This window comes from Embleya scabrispora, from assembly GCF_002024165.1.
In the GTDB taxonomy this organism is placed as follows: Bacteria; Actinomycetota; Actinomycetes; order Streptomycetales; family Streptomycetaceae; genus Embleya; species Embleya scabrispora_A.
This window is the reverse complement of sequence record NZ_MWQN01000001.1, coordinates 5,816,980-5,837,969: the sequence shown is the minus strand read 5'-3', so window position 1 is coordinate 5,837,969 and position 20,990 is coordinate 5,816,980. Positions and strand designations below refer to the sequence as shown.

The 20,990-nt window shown below is 72.4% G+C and carries 19 protein-coding genes; 11 read left to right on the top strand and 8 right to left on the bottom strand.

The window, feature by feature from the left end; translation table 11 throughout:
* Nucleotides 1-22: 22 nt before the first annotated feature.
* Entirely contained in the window at nt 23-1,456 is a 1,434-nt protein-coding gene (locus B4N89_RS25720) for a PLP-dependent aminotransferase family protein (RefSeq protein ID WP_078978174.1), read from the top strand.
* Between the two features lie 180 nt (nt 1,457-1,636).
* On the opposite strand, the gene B4N89_RS25715 is transcribed toward B4N89_RS25720, so the two are convergent.
* The 3 genes from B4N89_RS25715 to B4N89_RS25705 are packed head-to-tail and all read right to left on the bottom strand — an operon-like array spanning nt 1,637 to nt 4,263.
* A complete protein-coding gene (locus tag B4N89_RS25715; RefSeq protein ID WP_078978173.1) occupies nt 1,637-2,650 on the bottom strand; it encodes an NAD(P)/FAD-dependent oxidoreductase in 1,014 nt (337 codons plus the stop codon).
* Nucleotides 2,647-3,165, bottom strand: coding sequence for an isoprenylcysteine carboxyl methyltransferase family protein (locus tag B4N89_RS25710; RefSeq protein ID WP_078978172.1), 519 nt, complete (start codon nt 3,163-3,165; stop codon nt 2,647-2,649). Before B4N89_RS25710 ends, B4N89_RS25715 begins: the two co-directional genes overlap by 4 nt.
* Before the next feature lie 6 nt (nt 3,166-3,171).
* Complete coding sequence (locus tag B4N89_RS25705) at nt 3,172-4,263, bottom strand: type III polyketide synthase (protein WP_078978171.1); 1,092 nt, start codon at nt 4,261-4,263, stop codon at nt 3,172-3,174.
* Between the two features lie 276 nt (nt 4,264-4,539).
* On the opposite strand from B4N89_RS25705, the gene B4N89_RS25700 reads away from it, so the two are divergent.
* The 5 genes from B4N89_RS25700 to B4N89_RS25680 all read left to right on the top strand — a co-directional run bounded on the left by B4N89_RS25700 (nt 4,540) and on the right by B4N89_RS25680 (nt 10,012).
* Nucleotides 4,540-5,502 (top strand): UbiA family prenyltransferase, encoded by a 963-nt coding sequence (locus B4N89_RS25700; RefSeq protein WP_078978170.1) that lies wholly within the window; start codon nt 4,540-4,542, stop codon nt 5,500-5,502.
* Between the two features lie 260 nt (nt 5,503-5,762).
* Nucleotides 5,763-6,668 (top strand): ABC transporter substrate-binding protein, encoded by a 906-nt coding sequence (locus B4N89_RS25695; protein WP_235618783.1) that lies wholly within the window; start codon nt 5,763-5,765, stop codon nt 6,666-6,668.
* Nucleotides 6,669-6,787: 119 nt separating this feature from the next.
* Nucleotides 6,788-7,702, top strand: a complete 915-nt coding sequence (locus tag B4N89_RS25690) for an amino acid ABC transporter permease (RefSeq protein WP_078978169.1) — start codon at nt 6,788-6,790, stop codon at nt 7,700-7,702.
* On the top strand, nt 7,699-8,505 hold the full coding sequence (locus tag B4N89_RS25685; protein ID WP_078978168.1) for an amino acid ABC transporter ATP-binding protein: 807 nt from the start codon (nt 7,699-7,701) through the stop codon (nt 8,503-8,505). Before B4N89_RS25690 ends, B4N89_RS25685 begins: the two co-directional genes overlap by 4 nt.
* Before the next feature lie 169 nt (nt 8,506-8,674).
* Nucleotides 8,675-10,012 (top strand): class I SAM-dependent methyltransferase, encoded by a 1,338-nt coding sequence (locus tag B4N89_RS25680; protein ID WP_078979626.1) that lies wholly within the window; start codon nt 8,675-8,677, stop codon nt 10,010-10,012.
* A gap of 106 nt (nt 10,013-10,118) precedes the next feature.
* Here B4N89_RS25680 and B4N89_RS25675 read toward each other — a convergent pair whose 3' ends face one another.
* Both B4N89_RS25675 and B4N89_RS25670 read right to left on the bottom strand, forming a co-directional pair.
* Nucleotides 10,119-10,781, bottom strand: a complete 663-nt coding sequence (locus B4N89_RS25675) for a response regulator (protein ID WP_078978167.1) — start codon at nt 10,779-10,781, stop codon at nt 10,119-10,121.
* Nucleotides 10,756-11,928 (bottom strand): sensor histidine kinase, encoded by a 1,173-nt coding sequence (locus B4N89_RS25670; RefSeq protein ID WP_078978166.1) that lies wholly within the window; start codon nt 11,926-11,928, stop codon nt 10,756-10,758. Before B4N89_RS25670 ends, B4N89_RS25675 begins: the two co-directional genes overlap by 26 nt.
* Before the next feature lie 175 nt (nt 11,929-12,103).
* On the opposite strand from B4N89_RS25670, the gene B4N89_RS25665 reads away from it, so the two are divergent.
* The 4 genes from B4N89_RS25665 to B4N89_RS25650 all read left to right on the top strand — a co-directional run bounded on the left by B4N89_RS25665 (nt 12,104) and on the right by B4N89_RS25650 (nt 17,291).
* Nucleotides 12,104-14,374 carry an MMPL family transporter gene (locus tag B4N89_RS25665; protein WP_078979625.1) on the top strand — a complete coding sequence of 757 codons (2,271 nt, stop codon included), beginning with the start codon at nt 12,104-12,106 and terminating at the stop codon, nt 14,372-14,374.
* 118 nt (nt 14,375-14,492) lie between these two features.
* Entirely contained in the window at nt 14,493-15,413 is a 921-nt protein-coding gene (locus B4N89_RS25660) for a TY-Chap domain-containing protein (protein WP_143658082.1), read from the top strand.
* A gap of 120 nt (nt 15,414-15,533) precedes the next feature.
* On the top strand, nt 15,534-16,661 hold the full coding sequence (locus B4N89_RS25655; protein WP_201260905.1) for a MerR family transcriptional regulator: 1,128 nt from the start codon (nt 15,534-15,536) through the stop codon (nt 16,659-16,661).
* A 78-nt stretch (nt 16,662-16,739) separates the two neighbouring features.
* Nucleotides 16,740-17,291, top strand: coding sequence for a hypothetical protein (locus tag B4N89_RS25650; RefSeq protein ID WP_143658081.1), 552 nt, complete (start codon nt 16,740-16,742; stop codon nt 17,289-17,291).
* A 52-nt stretch (nt 17,292-17,343) separates the two neighbouring features.
* Here B4N89_RS25650 and B4N89_RS25645 read toward each other — a convergent pair whose 3' ends face one another.
* From B4N89_RS25645 to B4N89_RS25635, 3 genes are read right to left on the bottom strand one after another with little or no spacing between them, the layout of a single operon-like run.
* A complete protein-coding gene (locus B4N89_RS25645) occupies nt 17,344-18,132 on the bottom strand; it encodes an SDR family oxidoreductase (RefSeq protein WP_078978162.1) in 789 nt (262 codons plus the stop codon).
* A complete protein-coding gene (locus tag B4N89_RS25640; RefSeq protein WP_078978161.1) occupies nt 18,129-18,884 on the bottom strand; it encodes an SDR family oxidoreductase in 756 nt (251 codons plus the stop codon). Before B4N89_RS25640 ends, B4N89_RS25645 begins: the two co-directional genes overlap by 4 nt.
* A gap of 37 nt (nt 18,885-18,921) precedes the next feature.
* Complete coding sequence (locus tag B4N89_RS25635) at nt 18,922-20,145, bottom strand: acyl-CoA dehydrogenase family protein (RefSeq protein WP_078978160.1); 1,224 nt, start codon at nt 20,143-20,145, stop codon at nt 18,922-18,924.
* Nucleotides 20,146-20,317: 172 nt separating this feature from the next.
* On the opposite strand from B4N89_RS25635, the gene B4N89_RS25630 reads away from it, so the two are divergent.
* Nucleotides 20,318-20,950 (top strand): TetR/AcrR family transcriptional regulator, encoded by a 633-nt coding sequence (locus B4N89_RS25630; RefSeq protein ID WP_078978159.1) that lies wholly within the window; start codon nt 20,318-20,320, stop codon nt 20,948-20,950.
* Nucleotides 20,951-20,990: the final 40 nt, after the last annotated feature.

Genomic DNA, 20,990 nt, shown 5'->3' with positions numbered 1-20,990 from the left:
GTACGACGCATACGATGAGGCCATGAGCACGCCGATCGCGGACGATCCGGCCCGGTGGATCGGGCGGGACCTGCATCTGGAGGTGTCCGGGGCGGGCGGGCGGCGGGCCGGGTTGATCCGGGCGATCCGCGAGGCGATCCGCAGCGGACGCCTGGCGCCGGACACGCCGTTGCCGCCGTATCGTTCGCTCGCGGCGGATCTGGGCATCGCGCGCAACACCGTCGCCGACGCGTACGCGGAACTGGTCGCCGAGGGCTGGTTGACCGCGCGGCAGGGGTCCGGGACGCGGGTGGCCCGGCGGGCCGAGCCGTTGGCCGCGCCGCGCCGGCGGGCCAGGGTGCGGCCGGTCGCCGGAAATCCGGCGGGGCCGACGTACAACCTGCGCCAGGGGCAGCCCGACGCGGCGTCCTTCCCGCGCACGGCGTGGGTGGCGTCGGCGCGGCGGGCGTTGAACGCGGCGCCGAGCGAGGCGTTCGGGCCCGGGGATCCGCGGGGGCGCCCGGAGTTGCGGGCCGCACTGGCGGACTACCTCGCGCGGGTGCGGGGAGTGCGTACACATCCGGACCGGATCGTGGTCTGCTCCGGGTTCGCGCATGCGTTGCGGCTGTTGTTCGGCGGGGTGTTGCGGGGGCCGGCCGCGGTGGAGGCGTACGGGCTGGCCTTCCATCGCTCCATCCTGGCGGCGGCGTCGGTGCGCACGGTGCCGCTGGCGATCGACGAGCACGGCGCCGACACGGCCGGGTCGACCGCGCTGACGGGGGCACGGGTGGCGGTGCTCACGCCGGCCCACCAGTTCCCCACCGGCGGGCCGCTGCCGCCCGAGCGTCGGGTCGCCGCGCTCGACTGGGCGCGGGCGGGCGGCGGGATCGTGGTGGAGGACGACTACGACGGGGAGTTCCGCTACGACCGGCGGCCGGTGGGCGCGGTCCAGGGCATGGATCCGGATCGGGTGATCTACGTCGGTTCGGTGAGCAAGAGCCTGTCCCCCGCGATCCGGCTCGGCTGGATGGTGTTGCCCGGGCATCTGGTCGAGGACGTGCTCGCGGTGAAGGGGCAGCGCGAGGCGTGGGCCGGGGTCACCGATCAGCTCACCCTCGCGGACTTCATCGAGGGGGGCCACTACGACCGGCACATCCGCCGGATGCGGCAGCGCTATCGGGCCCGCCGGGACCACCTGGTCGCGGCGCTGGCCGAACACGCGCCGCACGTGAGCGCGACGGGGATCGCCGCCGGCCTGCACGCGGTGTTGCGGCTGCCTCCGGGCAGCGAGCCGGCCACGGTCGCCGCCGCCGAACGCGAAGGCCTGGCCCTGGACGGCCTGTCCGTCTTCCGCCACCCCGACACCGACTCCCCCGTCCGCGACGGCCTGGTGGTCGGCTACGCCACGCCCCCGGACCACGCGTACCCGGCAGCCGTGACGGCCCTGTGCCGAGCCCTGACGGCGGCAACGGGATAACGACGTCCCCGAACGACGCCGAACCCGGGGCGGGAGAACGGCAGCCCGCTCCGTCCGCCTCCCCCGTGCCCCCCGTTCGGCGGGCGGCTCCCCGCAAACCACCCGCCTGCGCTCCGCCGGGCCCGGCCCCCGGGCGGCGACACCTCGTGGTTTCGGCCTGCCGGACGTGTGGGTGGGTGGTCAGGCGAGTGCGTTCACGATTGTGGTGAAGGCGGTGGGGAGGCGGTGGGCGGCGGGGACGATCAGGCGGGCGGTTCGGGGGTGGGCGCGGGCGGTGAGGAGGGCTTCGGTGAGTACGCGGTGGCGGCGGGAGAGGCGGCGCCAGTCGGTCTCGTAGCGCTCGGGGCGGCCCGCCAGCACGGCGGCGACCAGGGCGCGGGCCGAGGCCAGGGCCAGGGCGACGCCCTCGCCGGTGAGCGCGTCGGTGTAGCCGGCCGCGTCGCCCACGAGCAGCACCCGGCCCGCGACGCGGCTGCGCACCCGCTGTCGCAGCGGTCCCGCGCCGCGTACCTCGCCGCCCGCCGCGCCCGCCAGCCGTTCGCGCAGGGCCGGGAACGCGGCGAGGTGATCGGCGTAGGTGCGACCGCGCGGGCCGAGCATGGCGACGCCCACCAGATCCGGGCCGACCGGGGTCACGTACGCCTCGCCGCGCGGCGACCAGTGCACCTCGACGAACTCGGTCCACGGCGCGACCGGGTAGTGCCGGCGCAGCCCGTACCGCCGGTCCCGCCGATCGCGCGGCGCCGGGCCGAGCGCGGCCCGCACGGGCGAGTGCAACCCGTCGGCCGCCGCGAGCCAGCGCGCGGTCAGCCCGGCCGCGGTCACCGTGTGCGCGTCCTGGCGGACCTCGGCGACGCGGCCGGTCCGGTGCTCCACGCCGACGGCCAGAGCCCGTTCGTACAGCGCCGCGTGCAGCGTGGTCCGGCGCACGCCGAGCCCCGGCCCGGCCCGGAACCGCGCCTCCACCGCGTGCCGGGTGTCCACGTACCGGATTCCGGCCAACGGCCGCCCGGCGGGTGTCACTCCGAGCTCGGCGAGCGCGGCCACCCCGGCCGGCATCAGCCCTTCACCGCACGCCTTGTCCACCGGCGTCGGGCGCGGTTCGACCACCACCACGCGCAGCCCCGCGAGCGCGCCGTGGATCGCGGTGGCCAGCCCCGCCGGCCCGCCTCCCGCGACGAGCAGGTCGATCACGCGGTCGCCGCCGACAACGCGGCCGACTCGCAGCGGATCCGCACCACCATCAGCGCGGCGTTGAGGCCGGTGAAGCCGAGCGCGGTGATCCAGGCGCCGTGCACCAGCGGCAGCGCCGCGCCCTCGACCGCCACCGCGACGTAGTTGGGGTGGCGCAGCCAGGACAGCCGATATGGCCCGCGCCTGATCAGCGGCACCCCGGGCACGACCACGACCTGGGTGTTCCAATGCGGCCCGAGTGCGGTGATGCACCACCAGCGCAACGCCTGCGCGGCCACCGTGAGCACGACCATGGTCCACCCGAGCGCGGGTACGAACGGCCGGTCCGCCAGGCCGACTTCGAGTACGCACGCGGCCAGCAGACCGACATGCAGCACGACCATCGGCGGATAGTGTCCCCGCCCGCTGACCACGCCGCCCCGGGCCAGGCTCCAGGCCAGATTGCGCCGGGCGACTCCGAGTTCCGCGAGCCGTTCGAGGGCGACCAGGCCGACCAGGGCGAAATACCAATACATCGCGACCTACCACTCCACCAGGACGAGTTCGGAGCAAAAGCCCGGCCCCATCGCGATCATCAGACCGGGAGTGCCGGGTTCCGGCCGGGCGGCGATCGTGTCGCGCAACACGTGCAGCACCGATGTCGAGGACAGGTTCCCGGTCGCGGCCAGGGACCGCCAGGTCGCGTCGAGGGTGCCGGCGGGCAGGTCCAGCGTCTCGGCGACCGCCTCCAGCACCCGGGGGCCGCCGGGGTGGCACACCCACGCGGTGACGTCGGTCGTGGTCAGACCGTGGTCGGCGAGGAAGTCCCGGACATCGCCGCCGAGATGGGTGCGCGCCATCTCCGGTACGTCGGCGCCGAGCACGATCCGAAAGCCCGAGCCGCCCACGTCCCAGCCCATCACCCGCTCCGAATCGGGATACATCCGACTGCGGGCGGCGATCACCCTGGGGCCGCGCCCGGGCTCGTCGCGGTGGCCGCGTCCCGGCTCGGCTCCCGCCCCGCGTCGGTCGTCCCCGCAGACCACCACCGCCGCCGCGCCGTCGCCGAACAGCGCGCTCGCCACCACGTTGGCCATCGACGCGTCGTCGCGCTGAAGGGTGAGCGAGCACAACTCGACCGAGACCAACACCGCGACCTGGTCGGGCCGGTCGCGCAGGTAGTCGTGCAACCGGGCGATCCCGGCCGCGCCCGCGACGCAGCCCAGGCCGAACACCGGCAGCCGCTTGACGTCCTCACGCAGCCCGAGCCGGCCGATCAGACGCGCGTCGACGGAGGGCACCGCCAGGCCGGTCACGGTGGTGAACAGGATCAGGTCCACGTCCCGCGCGCCGAACCCGGCGGCGCCGAGCGCGGACTCGGTCGCCTCGGCGGCGAGGTCGACCGCGACCTCCAGCCAGACGTCATTGGCCGCGCCGAAGTCCGCCAACTTGGCGTAGTGGTCGAGCGGCAGCGCCAGATGGCGGGTGTCCACCCGGGCACTGGCGTGCACCCGGTCGAGTACGCGCCGATCGGCGCCGGTCGGCAGGCACAGCGCCGCGAACGTGTCGGTGATCTCGGCCTGCGGGTATCGGTGCGGCGGCAGTGCACCACGGACGGCGGCGATGCGGGTCATGGCGATTCCCCTGCTGGATTAGGGGGCGGGACTGGAATAGCGGGTGAGAAGGCAGGTATCGGAGGGCGGGAGAGGTAGGGAACGCTGGGACAGTGCCCAGCGGGAACACGGAACCCACGTCGTTTGCCCGTAGTTGCCGCCCGCATGCGCTCGTACCCCGCCCCGTCCCCCCGCCGACCGACCCGCCCACCCGCCTCCGCCCACCTGCCTACCCGTACTCGACGCACCCGCCGACTCGCCTCGGCCCGCCCTCCGACTCGCCCGAAGGACACCCACGTGAGTGACACCGCAGCGCCGAGCCGCCCCGCCCCGCACCCTTTCGCCCGCCCCTTCTCCCGCCTCCGCGCCCGCCGACCCGCGGGCACCCCCGATTACCCCGAACGGGCCCCCGTCGTCGGCCTCCTGCTCGCCTGCCACCCGGGTCCCACCGTCGCCGTCACCGCGCTGACCACCGGGCTCGCCCGCGCCGCCGGCCGGGACGCGCGCGGCTGCGTACTGGTCGGCGCGGCCGTGCTCGCCGGGCAGTTGTCGGTCGGCTGGTGCAACGACGCGGTGGATGCCGAGCGGGACCGGGCGGCGGGGCGCGGCGGCAAGCCGGTGGCGGGCGGCCTGGTCGGGGCCGATCGGGTGGCGCGCGCCGCCCGCCGTGCGCTCGTGGTGTGCGTTCCGCTGTCCTACGCGTCCGGTCCCGCGGCCGGCACCGCGCATCTGGTCGGGGTGGGGGCGGCCTGGGCGTACGACCTCGGGGTCAAGGGCACCGCCGGGTCGTGGGTGCCCTACGCGATCGGATTCGGCAGCCTGCCGGCGTTCGTCGCGTTCGGGCTGCCGGGTCGGCCCGGGCCCACCTGGTGGATCGTCACCGCCGCCGCGCTGCTCGGCTGCGGGGCGCATCTGGCGGACGCGCTGCCGGACCTGGCCGACGATCGGGCGGCGGGGGTGCGCGGCCTGCCGCACCGGCTCGGCCCGACCGGGATCCGGGCGCTCACCCCGCTGCCGCTCCTCGCCGCCACCGCGCTGCTCGCGTACGGCCGGCCGGATCGCGCGGGCCGACTCGCCCTGCTCGGCGCGGGCGCGCTCGCCGCGGCCGGCGCCCTGCTCGGCGGCCGGCGGCCCCGGATCCCCTTCGCGACCTCCGTGGCGGTCGCCGCGATCGACGTTGCGCTGCTGCTCCGCCGGGGTACCGGGATCGCACGGGCCGGTTCACGTGTCGTCGGACGATCATCACGCCAATGCGCGTAGACCCGTCCCCGCCAGAGCTGTTTCGGTATGCCCTGAAAAAGGGCTGATGGGATGAAATAGAGCGATCACTGCTTGACGGTCTGTCAAATTGGATCTTCGTATTTAACAATCTGTCCCATTGTCCCGCTCAGAGCATGCAGGAAATCATTCATGCCCATAGCTCGATCCAGGATCAGTCCAAACCACCCGCAGATCGGTCGCCCCGAGCCAGCTCGTGCCGTGCCGGCACCTCTGTCCCCTCACACTGGAGGAACCCGCACATGAGCGGTCGCTTCACCCACCGCCGTCTGATCGCGTCCGCCGCGACCCTGATCGCGGGATCCATGCTGTTGACCGCCTGTGGCGACGACGGCGGCGACAGCGCGCTCGGCAAGAAGGACGAGAACGCCCCGTTCTTCAAGATGCTGCCGCCCGACGTCCAGAAGTCCGGCAAGATCACGATCGGCTCCGAGGTCGCCTACGCGCCCATCGAGTTCATGAAGGACGGCAAGGCGGTCGGCGTCGACCCCGAGCTGGCCGCGGCGCTCGCCAAGCAGCTGGGCGTCAAGTACGACTACAAGAACTCGCAGTTCGACTCGCTGATCACCGGCATCACGTCCAAGCGCTTCGACATCGTGATGTCCGCGATGACGGACAAGAAGGAGCGCCAGGGCCAGGGCCTGTCGTTCGTCGACTACTTCCGCGCGGGCACCTCGATCCTGGTGCAGAAGGGCAACCCGCAGAAGATCACCTCGCTCGACGACCTGTGCGGGAAGACCGTCGCGCTCCAGCAGGCGACCACCAACGAGGACGTCGCCGCCGCCCAGTCCAAGAAGTGTCAGGACTCGGGCAAGGGCGCGATCACCATCCAGAAGTACGAGCACGACGGCGAGGCCCTGCTGAAGCTCAAGAGCGGCGCCGCCGCGGCCGACCTCAACGACTTCCCCGTCGCCGCGTACAACGCGCAGACCTCCGGCGACGGCAAGGACTTCGAGGTCACCGGCGACCAGATCGAGGCCGGCCTGTACGGCATCGGCGTCGGCAAGGACAACACGCAGCTCCAGCAGGCCCTGAAGTCGGCGCTGGAGGCGCTGATCAAGAACGGCGAGTACGCCAAGATCCTGGCCAACTGGAAGGTCGAGGCCGGGGCGGTCACCGACGTCACGATCAACGGCGCCACCTCCTGATCCCGGGGTCCGGCCCGCGTCCGTCGCCCGACGGCCGGGCCGGACCCGATCCGTGCCCGCCCGACCGCGTCCGTATCGACCGCGTCCGTACTCGTGCTCCAAGAGGAGGTCACCCGACCGTGACCACGCCCGCAACACCCCCTGCCGACGAACAGCCGGTCAAGCGGGAACCCATCAAGGCCATCCCCGTACCGCACTACGGCCGCTGGGTCGCCGCCGTCGTGGTCCTCGCCCTGGTCGGGCTGTTGATCGCGGCGTTCGCGAACGCCAAGATCCACTGGGACGTGACCGGCGACTACCTGTTCGACGACCAGATCATGAAGGGCGCCGGCAACACCCTGTTGATCAGCCTGGCGGCCATGGCGGTCGGACTCGTCCTCGGTGTGCTGGCGGCGATCATGCGGCTGTCCGGCAACCCGGTCACCTCGACCGTCGCCTCGGTCTACATCTGGTTCTTCCGCGGCACGCCGGTCCTGGTGCAGTTGCTCATCTGGGGCAACCTCGCGCTGATCTTCCCGACCATGCTCGGCGAGAACACCAACGACCTGATCACCCCGTTCAGGGCGGCGCTGCTCGGCCTCGGCATCAACGAGGGCGCCTACATGGCGGAGATCGTGCGCTCCGGCATCCAGTCGGTGGACGAGGGCCAGACCGAGGCGGCGCACGCGCTCGGCATGTCCAAGGGCCGCACCCTGCGCCGCATCGTGCTGCCGCAGGCGATGCGGGTGATCGTGCCGCCGACCGGCAACGAGTTCATCAACATGCTCAAGACGTCCTCACTTGCCAGCGCGGTGGTCTATCCCGAAGTGCTGCAGAAGGCGAAGGACGTATACACGAACAACCTCGCGGTGATGGAACTGCTCTTCGCCGCCTGTTTCTGGTATCTGCTGCTGACCACCGTGTTCAGCATCGGCCAGTACTACCTCGAGCGCTACTTCGCTCGTGGATCCAGTCGAGCCTTGCCGCCTACTCCGCTCCAGCGGATCATGGCCAATGTGTTCATCACCCGGCGCCCGGGGGTCACGACCCGATGACGACCAACCTCGACAAGCCCGCCCCCCGCCCGGCCGAGCCCGGTCGGTCGATGGTCCTGGCCCAGGGCGTCTGCAAGTCGTTCGGCCCGCTCGAAGTGCTCAAAGGCATCGACCTGGAGGTCGGCGTCGGCGAGGTCATGTGCATCGTCGGCCCCTCCGGCTCCGGCAAGTCCACCTTCCTGCGCTGCATCAACCACCTGGAGAAGGTCAACGCCGGGCGGTTGTGGGTGGACGGCCACCTCGTCGGCTACCGGGAGAAGGACGGCAAGCTCTACGAGCTCAAGGACAGCGAAGTCGCGCTCAAGCGGCGCGACATCGGCATGGTCTTCCAGCGCTTCAACCTGTTCCCGCACATGACCGCCGCGGGCAACATCATGGAGGCGCCCACCCAGGTCAAGGGCATAAGCAAGCCCGAAGCCCGGGCTCGCGCGCACGAGTTGCTGGCCCGGGTGGGCCTGGCCGACAAGGCCGACGCCTATCCCTCGCAGCTCTCCGGCGGGCAGCAGCAGCGGGTGGCCATCGCCCGGGCACTGGCGATGGACCCCAAGCTGATGCTCTTCGACGAGCCCACCTCGGCGCTCGACCCCGAACTGGTCGGCGAGGTGTTGGAGGTCATGCGCGGGCTGGCCGAGGACGGCATGACGATGATCGTGGTCACCCACGAAATGGGCTTCGCCCGCGAGGTGGGCGACTCGTTGGTGTTCATGGACGACGGGCTGGTCGTCGAGGCGGGTCATCCGCGCGAGGTGCTGGCCAACCCGCAGCACGAGCGCACGAAGGCGTTCCTGTCCAAGGTGCTGTGACCTCGGCGTCGCACTCGGTGTGCGTGGCCGGCGGCCGCCCTGCTCCGTCCGGGGCGGCTCGCCGGCCCGGACGGAGCAATTCCGTTCGAGTCGTGGCGCGCGTGGGGTAGGGGCACCGGTGTCACCCGGCTCGGGAGTCCGGGGATCCACCACCGCGGAGGAATCCGTCATGCCGCACACCGCCGACCGCCTCGCCGCACTGGCCCGGCAGGTCCTCGGCCGCCCGTCGCCGATCCGGATCCGGGCCTGGGACGGCAGCGAGGCCGGTCCGCCGGACGGTCCGGCGCTGGTCGTGCGCAATCGCCGCGCGCTGCGCCGACTGTTGTGGTCGCCGGGCGAACTCGGCTTCGCCCGCGGCTGGGTGTCGGGCGACCTCGATGTCGACGGCGACCTCTACGACGCGCTGACCCGGCTGTCGGGGCTGGCGCTCAACCGCGACGAGCCGGTACCGGCGGGGCCGGTGGCCGATGTCCCGCGGGCCCGGATCGCACCCGTCGCCCGAGTGCGCGAGGCCGGCCGCACCGCACTCGACGCGGCCCGCCCGATGGCCACCATGCTCTCCCTGACCGGCCTGCCGATGCCGCCGCCGACGCCCGAGGAGGAGGTCCGGCGCCGGCGCGGCATACTGCACAGCCTGCGCCGCGACCGCGAGGCGATCCGGCACCACTACGACGTCGGCAACGACTTCTACGCCCTGGTCCTGGGCCCGTCCATGGTCTACTCCTGCGCCTATTGGGACCGCCCCGACGCGACGTTGGAGGACGCCCAGCGCGCCAAACTCGACCTGATCTGCCGCAAGCTCGCGCTCGGGCCCGGGATGCGGCTGCTCGACGTCGGTTGCGGGTGGGGCTCGATGGCGCTGCACGCCGCCGAGCACTACGGGGTGGAGGTCGTCGGCATCACCATCTCGCACGAACAGGCAGACCTGGCCCGCAAACGCGTCTCCGAGGCCGGTCTGACGGGGCAGGTGGAGATCAGGATCCAGGACTACCGCGAGCACGCCGACGGCCCCTACGACGCGATCTCCTCGATCGGCATGGCGGAGCATGTGGGCCGGACCCAGTTCCGCGCGTACGCCGACACCCTCTACGAACTCCTGCGCCCCGGCGGCCGGTTGCTCAACCACCAGATCTCCCGCCGCCCGGTGGCGAACGAAGCGGCCTACCGGGTCGACGAGTTCATCGACCGCTACGTCTTCCCCGACGGCGAACTGGCCCCGATCGGCACCACGGTGTCGGTCTTGGAGGAGGCCGGCCTGGAAGTCCGCGACGTACACGCGCTCCGCGAACACTACGCGACCACCCTGCGCGCATGGGTAACCAACCTGGAATCCGACCGCGAACAGGCCGAGCGCCTGACCACCCCCGGCCGAGTCCGGGTGTGGCACCTCTACATGGCCGCCTCGGCGCTGGCCTTCGAGCAAAACCGAATCGGCGTGAACCAGATCCTGGCCGTCAAGACCCCGCCCACAGGCCACTCCGGAATGCCCCCCACCCGAACCCTGTAGCGCCGGGAGACGGAAGTCGACCGGCCCCGGCCCCACGCCTCCCCGTCCGGAGCCGGGGCCGGCGGGGCGAAGGCGGGGACTCACGGGACACGGCCCGGCACCCGGCTCAGGTTCCGGGAAGGATACGGCGCGTCTCGTAGGCCCACATCGCGATCTCGACCCGGTTACGGGCGCCGAGTTTGGCCATCAGGCTGGCCAGATGGGTCTTCACCGTGCTGAGGCTGATGTGCAGTACATCGGCGATCTCGGTGTTGGTCAGCCCGCGAGCGACGGCGAGGAGCACCTGCTCCTCGCGGGCGGTGACCGGGGAGACCGGCTGGGCCACGGGCCGGCAGGCGGGCAGGTCCGCGAATGTCTGGAGCAGACGCACGGTGACGCTGGGCGCGATGAGCGCCTCACCGCCGGACGCCGACCGTACGGCCTGGGCCAGGAGGTCCGGTCCCGTGTCCTTGAGGAGGAATCCGCGGGCACCGGCACGCAGCGCGCCGTAGACGTACTCGTCGAGGTCGAACGTGGTGATGACGACCACGGCCAACGGGTCGGCGACGCCCGGGCCGGCGACCGACCGGGTGGCCTCGAGCCCGTCGATCACGGGCATGCGGATGTCGAACAGGCAGACGTCGGGGCGCAGTTCGCGGGCCAGACGTACCGCTTCCGCTCCGTCGGCGGCCTCGCCGACCACCTCGATGTCGGGCTGGGCGTTCAGCATGATCCGCAGCCCGGTGCGGATGATGGTCTGGTCGTCAGCGACGAGGACGCGGATGGGCACCGCTCTCGGTCCTCCCTCTCGGCAACTCGGCTTCGACATGCCAGCCCTGTTCGGCGCCGGGGCCGGCTTGCAGTTTGCCGCCGAGCAGGGCAGCGCGCTCGCGCAGTCCGGCGAGTCCGTAACCGGCACGGCCTCGGCCGGTGCGGTGGCCGTTGTCGCGCACGCTCACCCGTACCGTGTGCCGTTCCGCGGTGACCCGGACGGCGACCTCGGTCGCGTCGACCGCATGGCGCATGGCGTTGGTCACCGACTCCTGCACGATGCGGTAGACGGCCGCGTCCACGGCCGGGGGCAGCGTGTCCAGTTCGCCGGCGAGCCCCAGGTCGACTCTGAGCCGACCACCCGGGTTGCACACCAGGCGCTCCAGGTCCGCGACACCGGCAAGCGGCGCCAGCTCGGCGCCGGCCCCGCGGTCGCGCAGCGCGGTGACCATGGCTCGCATCTCCTCCAGCGTGCGCGCCCCTTCCTCCTCGACGCCCTCCAGCGCCTCGACGGCGGCGGACGGGTCGGCGCCCGCGAGCACCCGGCCCGCCTGGGCGCGGATCACGATGGCCGAAACGTGGTGGGCCACCGTGTCGTGCAGTTCCCGGGCGAGCTGCTCACGCTCGCGGGAGCGCACCTGCTCCAACTGCCGCTCGCGACCGGTCACCCGGAACCGCACGGCAGCCCCGATCAGGCCGGGCAGCAACAGGAAGACAAAGCCCCCGACCTGTTCGGTGGCCGCGATTTGGCCCGTGACGGCACACAGCGCGAAGGCGGTGAGGATCACCGCGCCGCCCAGCACGATCTCCCGTCCCGATCCCCACCGGGGCAGCGCGTACACCAGCACGAGCACGACCGCGCCGGTGTCCAGGCCGACGGGCTCGCGCGATGCTGCGACCAGTGAGGCCAGCTGGAGCAGGATCACCGAACCGAACGCGAGCGTGACCATCGCCAGTGGGCGAGTCCGGCGCCACAGGGACAGCAGGCACAGCCATACGGCGAACACCACCGCCACCGGCCGCCACACGACGTTCTCGCGCAGGGTGGCCTCCAGCACCACACCGCCCAGGCTCACGGCGAGCAGCGTCCAGTCCCGCCACACCCGGGCGGGTGCGTCGGGCGGCCGGGGTTCGGTCCACAGGGTTCGCAGGTCGTTTCGTAGCACGCTTCCCAGCCTAGGGACCGCGCCGTGTCGCGCATCGGCCGAAAGGACGGGGCGTCACCCCGCCCTGGGGCCGACCGATCCGCGGCCCGCGAGCCGATGCCGCAGAGCGCCGTGGCGACGAACCTCGACCTCGGCGGCCGTACAAGGACGGCCGCCGAGGTGGTTGGAGGAATCGATGCTCTCGAAAGCCCTGTTGCGCCTGGGCGCAAGCGCCGCCCGTCATCCCTGGCGGGTGATCGCGGCATGGCTGATCGCCGCCACGCTCGCCGTCCTCGCCGCGATCGCCGTCGGCGGGCGGACCGCGGACTCGATGACCGCTCCGGGACTGGACTCCCAACGGGCCGCGCAACTGATCGAGCGGGCCGGCACCGGCCAGGAGGGGATGACCGCCCAAGTGGTCGTCACCCCCGTCGAGGGCGGTGCCACGTTCTTCGACCACGGCGGCGCGCGCGCCGCTCTCACGCGGCTGCAGACCGAGGTGCGGCGGCTGCCGCACGTGCTCGGCACGAGCGACCCGGCGGGGGCACTCGACGCGGGCGGGGACACCACCGCGCGCGACGGCCTCGTCTCGGCCGACGGGCGGATCGCGGTCGTCCGGGTGCAGTATCCGGACCAGAGCCGGCTGTCGGCCGAAGACCTCGACGCCCTCGTCGATCTCGGCGACCGGCTGCGCGCCGAACTGCCCCTGCGCATCGAGATGGGCGGGAGCCTCTTCTACGCCTTCTCCGACCCCGACGGCGGCACGAGCGAGCTGATCGGCATCCTCGCCGCGGCCGCGATCCTGTTCCTGGCGTTCGGTTCGCTCGTCGCCGCCGCGCTGCCGATCGGCATGGCGGTCTTCGGGCTCACCGTCGGGGTTGCCGCGATGACGGTACTGGCGGGGGTGACGGACGTCCCGACCTTCGCCCCTGTCCTGGGCAGCATGGTCGGACTCGGAGTGGGCATCGACTACGCGCTGTTCGTGCTCGCCAGGCACCGGGAATATCTCGCGCGCGGGCTCGATCCCCGCGAGGCGGCGGGGCGAGCGGTGGCCACGGCGGGCAGGCCCGTGGTCTTCGCCGGCGGCACCGTCGTCGTATCGATCCTGGGCATGGCGGTCGCGGACGTACCGTTCATGACGGTGGGCGGGATCGCCGTCTCGATCGTCGTCCTGACCATGGTGCTCGCGTCGGTGACGCTGCTGCCGGCCTTCCTCGGCGCCGCCGGCGCCCGCCTGGCCCGGCCCGGCCTGATCGGCCGGGCTCTGCGGGCCGGGAAGCCGGCCCGACTCGCACGGCGGCGGGACCCGGCGTCGGGCGCCGTCCACGCCGCCGGGTGGCGTCGCTGGATCGGGCACGTCAGCCGGCACCCGGTGCCGTACGCGGTCGGCGCGGCGGGGCTGCTGCTGACCGCGACGCTGCCCGTACTCGGCCTGCGCGTCGGTCTGCCCGACGACGGCTCACAGCCCCCCAGCCGTACCGAGCGCCGGGCCTACGACCTCGTCGCCGAGGGGTTCGGTCCGGGTATCAACGGTCCCCTCGTCATCGCCGCGGACCCCGCCGGTGATCCGGGAGTGCCGAACCGACTCGTCGCGGCGGTCGCGGCGGATCCGGGCATCGCGTCCGTCGCGCCGACGCACATCGATCCGGCCACCGGCATCGCGACCCTCGTGGTCTTCCCGACCACCAGCCCCCAGGACAAGGCCACGGCCGACACGATCGCCCGGCTGCGCACCGACGTGCTGCCCACGGCGATCGGGCCCGGCCCGGCCAGGGCCCACGTCGGCGGCGCCGCCGCGAGCCTGTCCGATGTGGGCCGACGCACCAGCGAACGCCTGCCGGTGTTCGTGGCCACCGTGCTCGCGTTGTCGTTCCTGCTGCTGATGCCGGTCTTCCGCTCGGTACTCGTACCGCTCAAGGCGGTACTGCTGAATCTGCTGAGCATCGGCGCGGCCTACGGCGTCATGGTCGCGGTCTTCCAGTGGGGCTGGGGAGGCGCACTCATCGGGCTGGAATCGACGGTTCCGATCGTGTCGTTCATCCCGATGTTCCTCTTCGCCATCCTGTTCGGCCTGTCGATGGACTACGAGGTGTTCCTCCTCTCCCGCGTACGCGAGGAGTACCTGCGCACCGGCGACAACCGCACGGCGATCGTCGAGGGCATCTCGGGCACCGCCCGGATCATCACCTCGGCCGCTCTCATCATGGTGGCGGTCTTCCTGTCCTTCGCGGTCGCCGACGACCCCTCCATGAAGATGTTCGGGCTCGGCCTGGCCACCGCGATCTTCATCGACGCCACGGTCGTGCGCATGGTGCTGGTACCGGCGACCATGACGCTCCTCGGCCGCGGCAACTGGTGGCTGCCGAAGTGGCTGGACTCGATGCTTCCCGGCGGCGCGGCCGGCACCGACGACACCGACACGAAATCCACGGGTGAGGCCCCGCATCCACGGCTGGTCGACCGGTGACTCGGCTCCGGCCCGCCCCGGGCGAGTCGACGACCCCGCGTCGGCGTGATGTCGGTGGCCGTGCGCTCACCGGCCCCGGGGCCCGGTGGCGTCGGAGGGGTTGGGCATGCTGGGCGGCATGGAGTCGACAGTGTGGGACGCCCTGTTGGGCCGTGGTGAAGTGCCTTTGGTCGCGGACCTCTTGGGGGGCGAGTACGTAGAAGACTGGAACCGGGTGCGGATCGGGGCGCCGGAGAACTCCGTCTCCGTCACGATGACCCGGCGCGGTGAGCGGCATGTGATGGCGCAGGTGTTCGCCGCGGACGGGATTCCCCTGACCGCCGGACAGGAGCGGGATCTGGCGGAACTCGGCTGGGAGTGCCGAAAGACGGGCACCTCGCCGGTACAGCCGACCTGGTGTCTGGAGTGGCGCTGGTACACCGACGCCCCGCTTCGCGCGCAGTACGGCCGAGCGATCGTGGCCTCGCTGCGCGACGTGCTCGCGGTTCCCGCCGAGCAGGTGACGGTGCGGGGCTGGGGCGACGACGGCCCGTTCAGGGTCCACGGCCTGGAGCGTTTCGACGATCGTCCCAGCGCACGCGGCGCCGTCGGGCCGTGCACGGCGTGGGACGACCTGCAGGTCCGACTGGACTGGGTGTTGGGCACGTTGCCGACCGACGCGGCCGTGGTCATGAACGGCCCGGGGGACAGCGTCGTCCAGTTCATGACGACCCTCGACGGCACGATCCGCACGGCCGCGTCCGGCGAGCGGCTCGACCCCGGGAACCTGCCGACCCCGGACGCCCCGGGCAGTGAGCAGTCCCGGCGCATGTTCGCGAACGGCTGGCGGCCCGACATCGCCGCCCCGCACTTCGCCGAGTGGACGCTCGGCGAGCCGGTCGTCTACGCCGGCGCCGGTCCGCTGTCCCGCAAGGCCGTCACCGCCTTGCGGACCCTGGGCGCCGAACGGCCGGACGAGGTCACGGTAGACATCTTCCGCAACGGCTCGCGCCCCGACCCGACATACGCCTTCTCCGAACTGGGCCTCACCCCGAGGTGAGAGCGCCCGGCTCTCGGCTCGACGTTCGACCTCGCGTGACCCGGGTCCCCGATGCTCTCTCGCATGCTCGGGACTCGGGCGGGCGGCGGAGTGCTTGACCCTCACGTGGCGTCATGGCGCATGGTCGGGGGTGTGGAGGAGCACCTGACTGTGGGGCGTGTGGCCGAGTTGGCCTGTGTGAGCGTGCGGACGCTGCATCACTACGACGAGATCGGACTCGTGCGGCCGTCCGCGCGGACGGTGGCCGGATACCGGGCGTACGCCGCCGGGGACGTGGAGCGGCTGCGCGAGGTGCTCGCCTATCGGCGACTCGGCTTCGGGCTGCGCGAGATCGCGGACCTGGTCGACGACCCCGACACCGACGCGGTCGCGCACCTGCGCCGACTGCGCGCCCTGCTGCTGGAACAGCGCGACCGGGCCGTCGCCACGGTGGCGGCCATCGACACGGAACCGGAGGCACGGGCCATGGGGATCAGGACCCCCTCGGAGGATCAACTGAAGGTATTCGGCGCGCAGTTGTACGACACGATCGGATCCGCCTACCCGGCGACGCGCCGCACCGAGCCGCGCATCGCCGCGCGGGTCTGGGAAGCGCTCGGCGACGCCCGCACCGTCCTGAACGTCGGCGCCGGCACCGGTTCGTACGAACCCCCGGACCGCGACGTGACCGCGGTGGAGCCGTCGGCGGTCATGCGGGCGCAGCGTCCCGAGGGCGCGGCCCCGTGCGTGGCGGCCGAAGCGGAAAGCCTCCCGTTCGCGGACCGGTCCTTCGACGCGGCCATGGCCTTCAGCACCATCCATCACTGGCGGGACCCGATCGCGGGGCTGCGCGAGATGCGGCGGGTGGCCCGGCGCGTGGTGGTGTTCACGCACGACGCCCACGACACCGCGTGGCGGGACCGGTTCTGGCTCATCCGCGACTATCTGCCCGAGGTCACCGGACTCGTCGCCGGCCGGCCCTCGGTGCAGCGGTTGGCCGGCACGATCGGTGCCCGTCTGGAGCCGGTGCTCATCCCGTGGGATTGCGCCGACGGCTTCTTCGAGGCGTACTGGCGCCGCCCCGAGGCGTACCTGGACGAACACGTGCGCCGCGCGGTATCGCTGTGGACCCGGGTCGGACCCGAGGCCGAGCAGCGAGCGGTGGACCGGCTCCGCGACGACCTCGCCTCCGGCCGGTGGTCCGAGCGCAACGGCGACCTGACCGACCTCGACGCGGCGGAGCTGGGTCTGCGCCTGCTCGTGGCCTGAAGACGACCGCCGCACCCGGGAAATGGTTCTCGGTGGCATTCGGTGGAAAGGCACCCCGGGTGAGCGGGAGGGGGACCGATGGCCGTTCGTGGTGCGACGCCGGTACGGCGGAAGGTGGCGGCTGTCGCATCGGGGGTGCTGCTCGCGATCGTCTCGGCGGGTTGCGGCGGCGCGGGATCAAGCTCCGCGGACCGGGACTCCACACCGGATGAAGGGCGATTGCGGACGTACCTGGACCGCTACGTGGCATTGCTCAACGCGGGCGACGCAGCGAAGTTGGCCGAACATCTCGACATCGGCGGCGCCCGGGGCGAACAGGACGCCGAGCTGCGGATGAACGAGCACGGCCGGCAGCAGTGGCGCGACGTCACCTACAGATGGGAACAGCCGGTCTCCGTCGACCTGTACGCCGTCGAGATCAGGGCATTCGCCGCTGCCACGTCCTCATGGGTGCGCGTCGACGAGCGGATGCTCTGGAACCGTTCCCGCGATCGGTGGGTGATCGTCTCGCACGTTCCCGCGACAGCCGACCCGGGGAAACCGCGCTCGGGCACCGAGCGCACCGGAGCACCCGACCTCGACCCGAAAAGCCTCGCGCCGAAGGCGTGGCACAGCCCGAAGTCCGCTTGATTCCCGGGCCGTTCCCTCCAGGCGACGGATCGACCACGGGGTGGCGGGTGCTTCAGCCCTCCCGCGCCTGTTCCAGTCCGGCCTGGAGTTTGCGCATGCCGGCCAACCAGCGGTCCGGGTCGGCGGCGCGGGCCGCGTACATGCGGGCCACTTCGGGGTGGGGCAGGATCAGGAACGGGCCGCCCGCCGCGACCGCGTCGACGACCGTGTCGGCGACCTGCTCCGGCTCCAGGGCGTCGTCGTCCAGGAGCAGGCGGGCGGCCGGACCGGAGGCCTCCAGCAGGGCCGTACGCACGCCCTGCGGGCAGACCGCCTGGACCGTGATGCCCTTGGCGCCGTACGTGATCGCCATCCACTCGGCGAACGCGTACGCCGCGTGCTTGGTGACCGCGTACGCCGACGCGTCCAACATGGTGAGCAGCCCGGCGGCGGAGACCGTGGTGACCAGGTGGCCGCGACCGCGCGCCAGCCAGGCCGGGGTGAGCAGTCGGGCGGCGCGTACGTGCGCCATCACGTTGACGTCCCAGGAGTGCTCCCACGCCTCCTCGGGCGCGTCCAGGCCGACGCCCGCGCCGATGCCGGCGTTGGCGCAGTAGACGTCGATCTCGCCGCCGAGCGCTACCCGCGCCCCGGAGATCAGCGCCGCGACGCCCGCCTCCGTGGCCGCGTCGCCGGGCAGCGCGACGGCGTCGATGTCCGCGGCCACCGCGTGGCACGCGTCCGGGTCCAGGTCGTTGACCACCACGCGCGCACCGGCGGCGGCGAAGCGGCGGGCCAGGGCCGCGCCGATGCCCGCGCCGCCCCCGGTGACCACCACGCCCGCCCCCGCGAGCACCGTCACCCCACACCGCCGGACAGGCTCACGCCGCCGTCCACGAGCAGCGTCTGGCCGGTGATCCACCCCGCCTGCTCGGACAGCAGGAACGCCACCGCGCCGGCCACGTCCTCGGGCACGCCGAGCCGGCCCATCGGGTACGCCGCCGCGACCTCCTCCTCGCGGCCCTCGTACAGCGCGGTCGCGAAGACGGTCTTGACCACGGCCGGCGCGACCGCGTTCACCCGCACGCGCGGCCCGAGTTCGCTCGCCAGTTGCGCGGTCAGGTGGGTCAGCGCGGCCTTGCTCACGCCGTAGAAGCCGATCCCGTGCGCGGGCCGCTCGCCGGCCATCGAGGACACGTTGACGATGGCGCCGCCGTGCTCGCCCAGCCACGCCTTGTACACCCGCTGGGTCCAGGCCAGCGCGGCGAGCAGGTTGACCTCCAGGATCTTGCGCCCGGCGTCGAGGTCGAGTTCGACCAGCGGGCCGTAGACGGGGTTGATCCCGGCGTTGTTGACCAGCATGTCGATCCGGCCGAACGCCTCCAGGGTCGCGGTCACGGCGGCGTCCTGGTGGGCCGGGTCGTGCGCCTTGCCCGCGACGCCGATGGCGTGCTCGGGGCCGCCGAGCGAGGCGACCACCTCGGCCAGGGTGTCCGCGCCGCGTGCGGTCACGCAGACCCGGTCGCCGCGCGCGACCAGCGCTTGGGCGATGCCCAGGCCGATGCCGCGGCTGGCGCCGGTGACGATGGCTACGGGGCGGGAGGTGTCGGTCACTGGGCGGCTGCCTCTCGGTCGGAACGGGGTGCGCGGTTCACTGGTCCGCGTCTCGGTAGGGCTTGAGTTCGCGGTGGGCGAGCGAACGACGGTGTACCTCGTCCGGCCCGTCGGCCAGGCGCAGCGTGCGGGCGTGGGTCCACAGCGAGGCGAGGACGAAGTCCTGGGACAGGCCGCCGGCGCCGTGCGCCTGGATGGCCTTGTCCAGGATCCATTCGACGGTGCTCGGGGTGGCGATCTTGATCGACTGGATCTCGCGGTGCGCGCCGCGGTTGCCGACGGTGTCCATCAGCCACGCGGTCTTGAGCACCAGCAGCCGCAACTGCTCGATGCGCACCCGGGATTCGGCGATCCACTCCTGGATCACCCCCTGCTCGGCCAGCGGTCCGCCGAACGCCTCGCGTGCCAGTACCCGGCGGCACATCAGCTCCAGGCCGCGCTCGGCCATTCCGATCAGCCGCATGCAGTGGTGGATCCGCCCGGGGCCCAGCCGGGCCTGGGCGATCGCGAAGCCGTCCCCGGCGTTGCCGACCAGGTTGGTCGCGGGCACCCGTACGTTCTCGAAGACCACCTCGGCGTGTCCGCCGTGCGGGCCGTCGGTGTAGCCGAAGACGTGCATCCCGCGACGGATGTGCACGCCTGGGGTGTCGCGCGGCACCAGGATCATGCTCTGCCGGCGGTGGCGCGGCGCGTCGGGGTCGGTACGGCCCATCACGACCAGGATCTCGCAGGTGGGTGCCATCGCCCCGGAGGACCACCACTTGCGGCCGTTGATCACGTAGTCGTCGCCGTCGCGCACGATGCTCGTGGTGATGTTGGTGGCGTCGGAGGAGGCCACGTCGGGCTCGGTCATGCAGAACGCCGAGCGGATGGTGCCGTCGAGCAGCGGCCGCAGCCAGCGCTCGCGCTGCCGCGGGGTGCCGAAGTCGTGCAGCAGTTCCATGTTGCCCGTGTCCGGCGCGGCGCAGTTCAGCGCCTCCGGGGCCAGGTGCGGGCTGCGCCCGGTGATCTCGGCCAGGGGCGCGTATTGCAGGTTGGTCAGTCCCGCGCCCTCCTCGCCCGGCAGGAACAGGTTCCACAGGCCGCGTTTGCGCGCCTCGGCCTTCAACTCCTCCAGCACCGGCGGGCGGCCCCACGGGTCGGCGCCCGGAGCGGCCACCTGTTCGTCGAACACGGCCTCGGCGGGGTGGACGTGTTCGGTCATGAACGCGAGCAGTTGCTCGCGCAGTTCCTCGGTCCGGGCGTCGTAGCCGAAGTCCACCGGCGCGTACCTCCTCCTGGGTCGTTCCCGAGTCGACGGCGTCGAGTCCGTAGGGTTCCCGGTACGGGTTCCCGAGACGTGCACGGAAGACGACGTCTCCGATGCACGGTACCGACCGGTCGGTATCTTGGCTAGACTGGCGCCCGTACGCTCCCGCGAAAGGTTGAACATCATGGCGGCAAGAGGTCGCGGAAACGCGGCGCCGGTCGAATCCGACGCCGACGGGGCGTCGCTGCCGCAGCGGTTGCTGCGCATCGCCTCCCGGATGTTCGCCGAGCGTGGCTTCGAGAGCACCTCGGTCCAGGAGATCGTGGCCGCCGCCGGGGTCACCAAGGGGGCGATGTACCACTACTACGCGTCCAAGGACGACCTGCTCGTCGAGATCTACCACCGCATGCTGGCGATGCAGACCCAGCGGCTGAACACCATCGCCGACGGACCCGAGCCGGTGCTCGACCGGCTGCGCGAGGCCGCCGCCGACGTGGTGGTCACCACCCTCGACAACATCGACGACGCGGTGGTCTACTTCCGCTCGATGCACCTGCTCGCGCCCGACAAGAGCGCCGAGATCCGGGCCGAGCGCCGGCGCTACCACGAGCGGTTCCGCGCGCTGATCGAACAGGGCCAGCGCGAGGGCCGGTTGCGCCGGGACGTGTCGGCCGACATCGCCACGCACAACTTCTTCGGCGGCGTGCACCACCTGAACAGCTGGTACCAGTTCGACGGGCCGATGTCGCCGCGCGAGATCGGCGACGTGTTCGCCGACCTGCTGCTGCACGGGCTGGCGCCGACGGCGGCGCGCTGAAAATCCGTGGCATCGGCGTCGTGGCAGCGCCCACAATCGA

Bases quoted from the DNA above. Each gene is read 5' to 3' on its own strand.
- B4N89_RS25665 (WP_078979625.1), top strand. From the start codon at position 12,104: ATGCTCTCGAAAGCCCTGTTGCGCCTGGGCGCAAGCGCCGCCCGTCAT.
- B4N89_RS25650 (WP_143658081.1), top strand. From the start codon at position 16,740: ATGGCCGTTCGTGGTGCGACGCCGGTACGGCGGAAGGTGGCGGCTGTC.
- B4N89_RS25680 (WP_078979626.1), top strand. From the start codon at position 8,675: ATGCCGCACACCGCCGACCGCCTCGCCGCACTGGCCCGGCAGGTCCTC.
- B4N89_RS25630 (WP_078978159.1), top strand. From the start codon at position 20,318: ATGGCGGCAAGAGGTCGCGGAAACGCGGCGCCGGTCGAATCCGACGCC.
- B4N89_RS25710 (WP_078978172.1), bottom strand. From the start codon at position 3,165: ATGTATTGGTATTTCGCCCTGGTCGGCCTGGTCGCCCTCGAACGGCTC.
- B4N89_RS25720 (WP_078978174.1), top strand. From the start codon at position 23: ATGAGCACGCCGATCGCGGACGATCCGGCCCGGTGGATCGGGCGGGAC.
- B4N89_RS25660 (WP_143658082.1), top strand. From the start codon at position 14,493: ATGGAGTCGACAGTGTGGGACGCCCTGTTGGGCCGTGGTGAAGTGCCT.
- B4N89_RS25705 (WP_078978171.1), bottom strand. From the start codon at position 4,263: ATGACCCGCATCGCCGCCGTCCGTGGTGCACTGCCGCCGCACCGATAC.
- B4N89_RS25655 (WP_201260905.1), top strand. From the start codon at position 15,534: ATGGTCGGGGGTGTGGAGGAGCACCTGACTGTGGGGCGTGTGGCCGAG.
- B4N89_RS25685 (WP_078978168.1), top strand. From the start codon at position 7,699: ATGACGACCAACCTCGACAAGCCCGCCCCCCGCCCGGCCGAGCCCGGT.
- B4N89_RS25695 (WP_235618783.1), top strand. From the start codon at position 5,763: ATGAGCGGTCGCTTCACCCACCGCCGTCTGATCGCGTCCGCCGCGACC.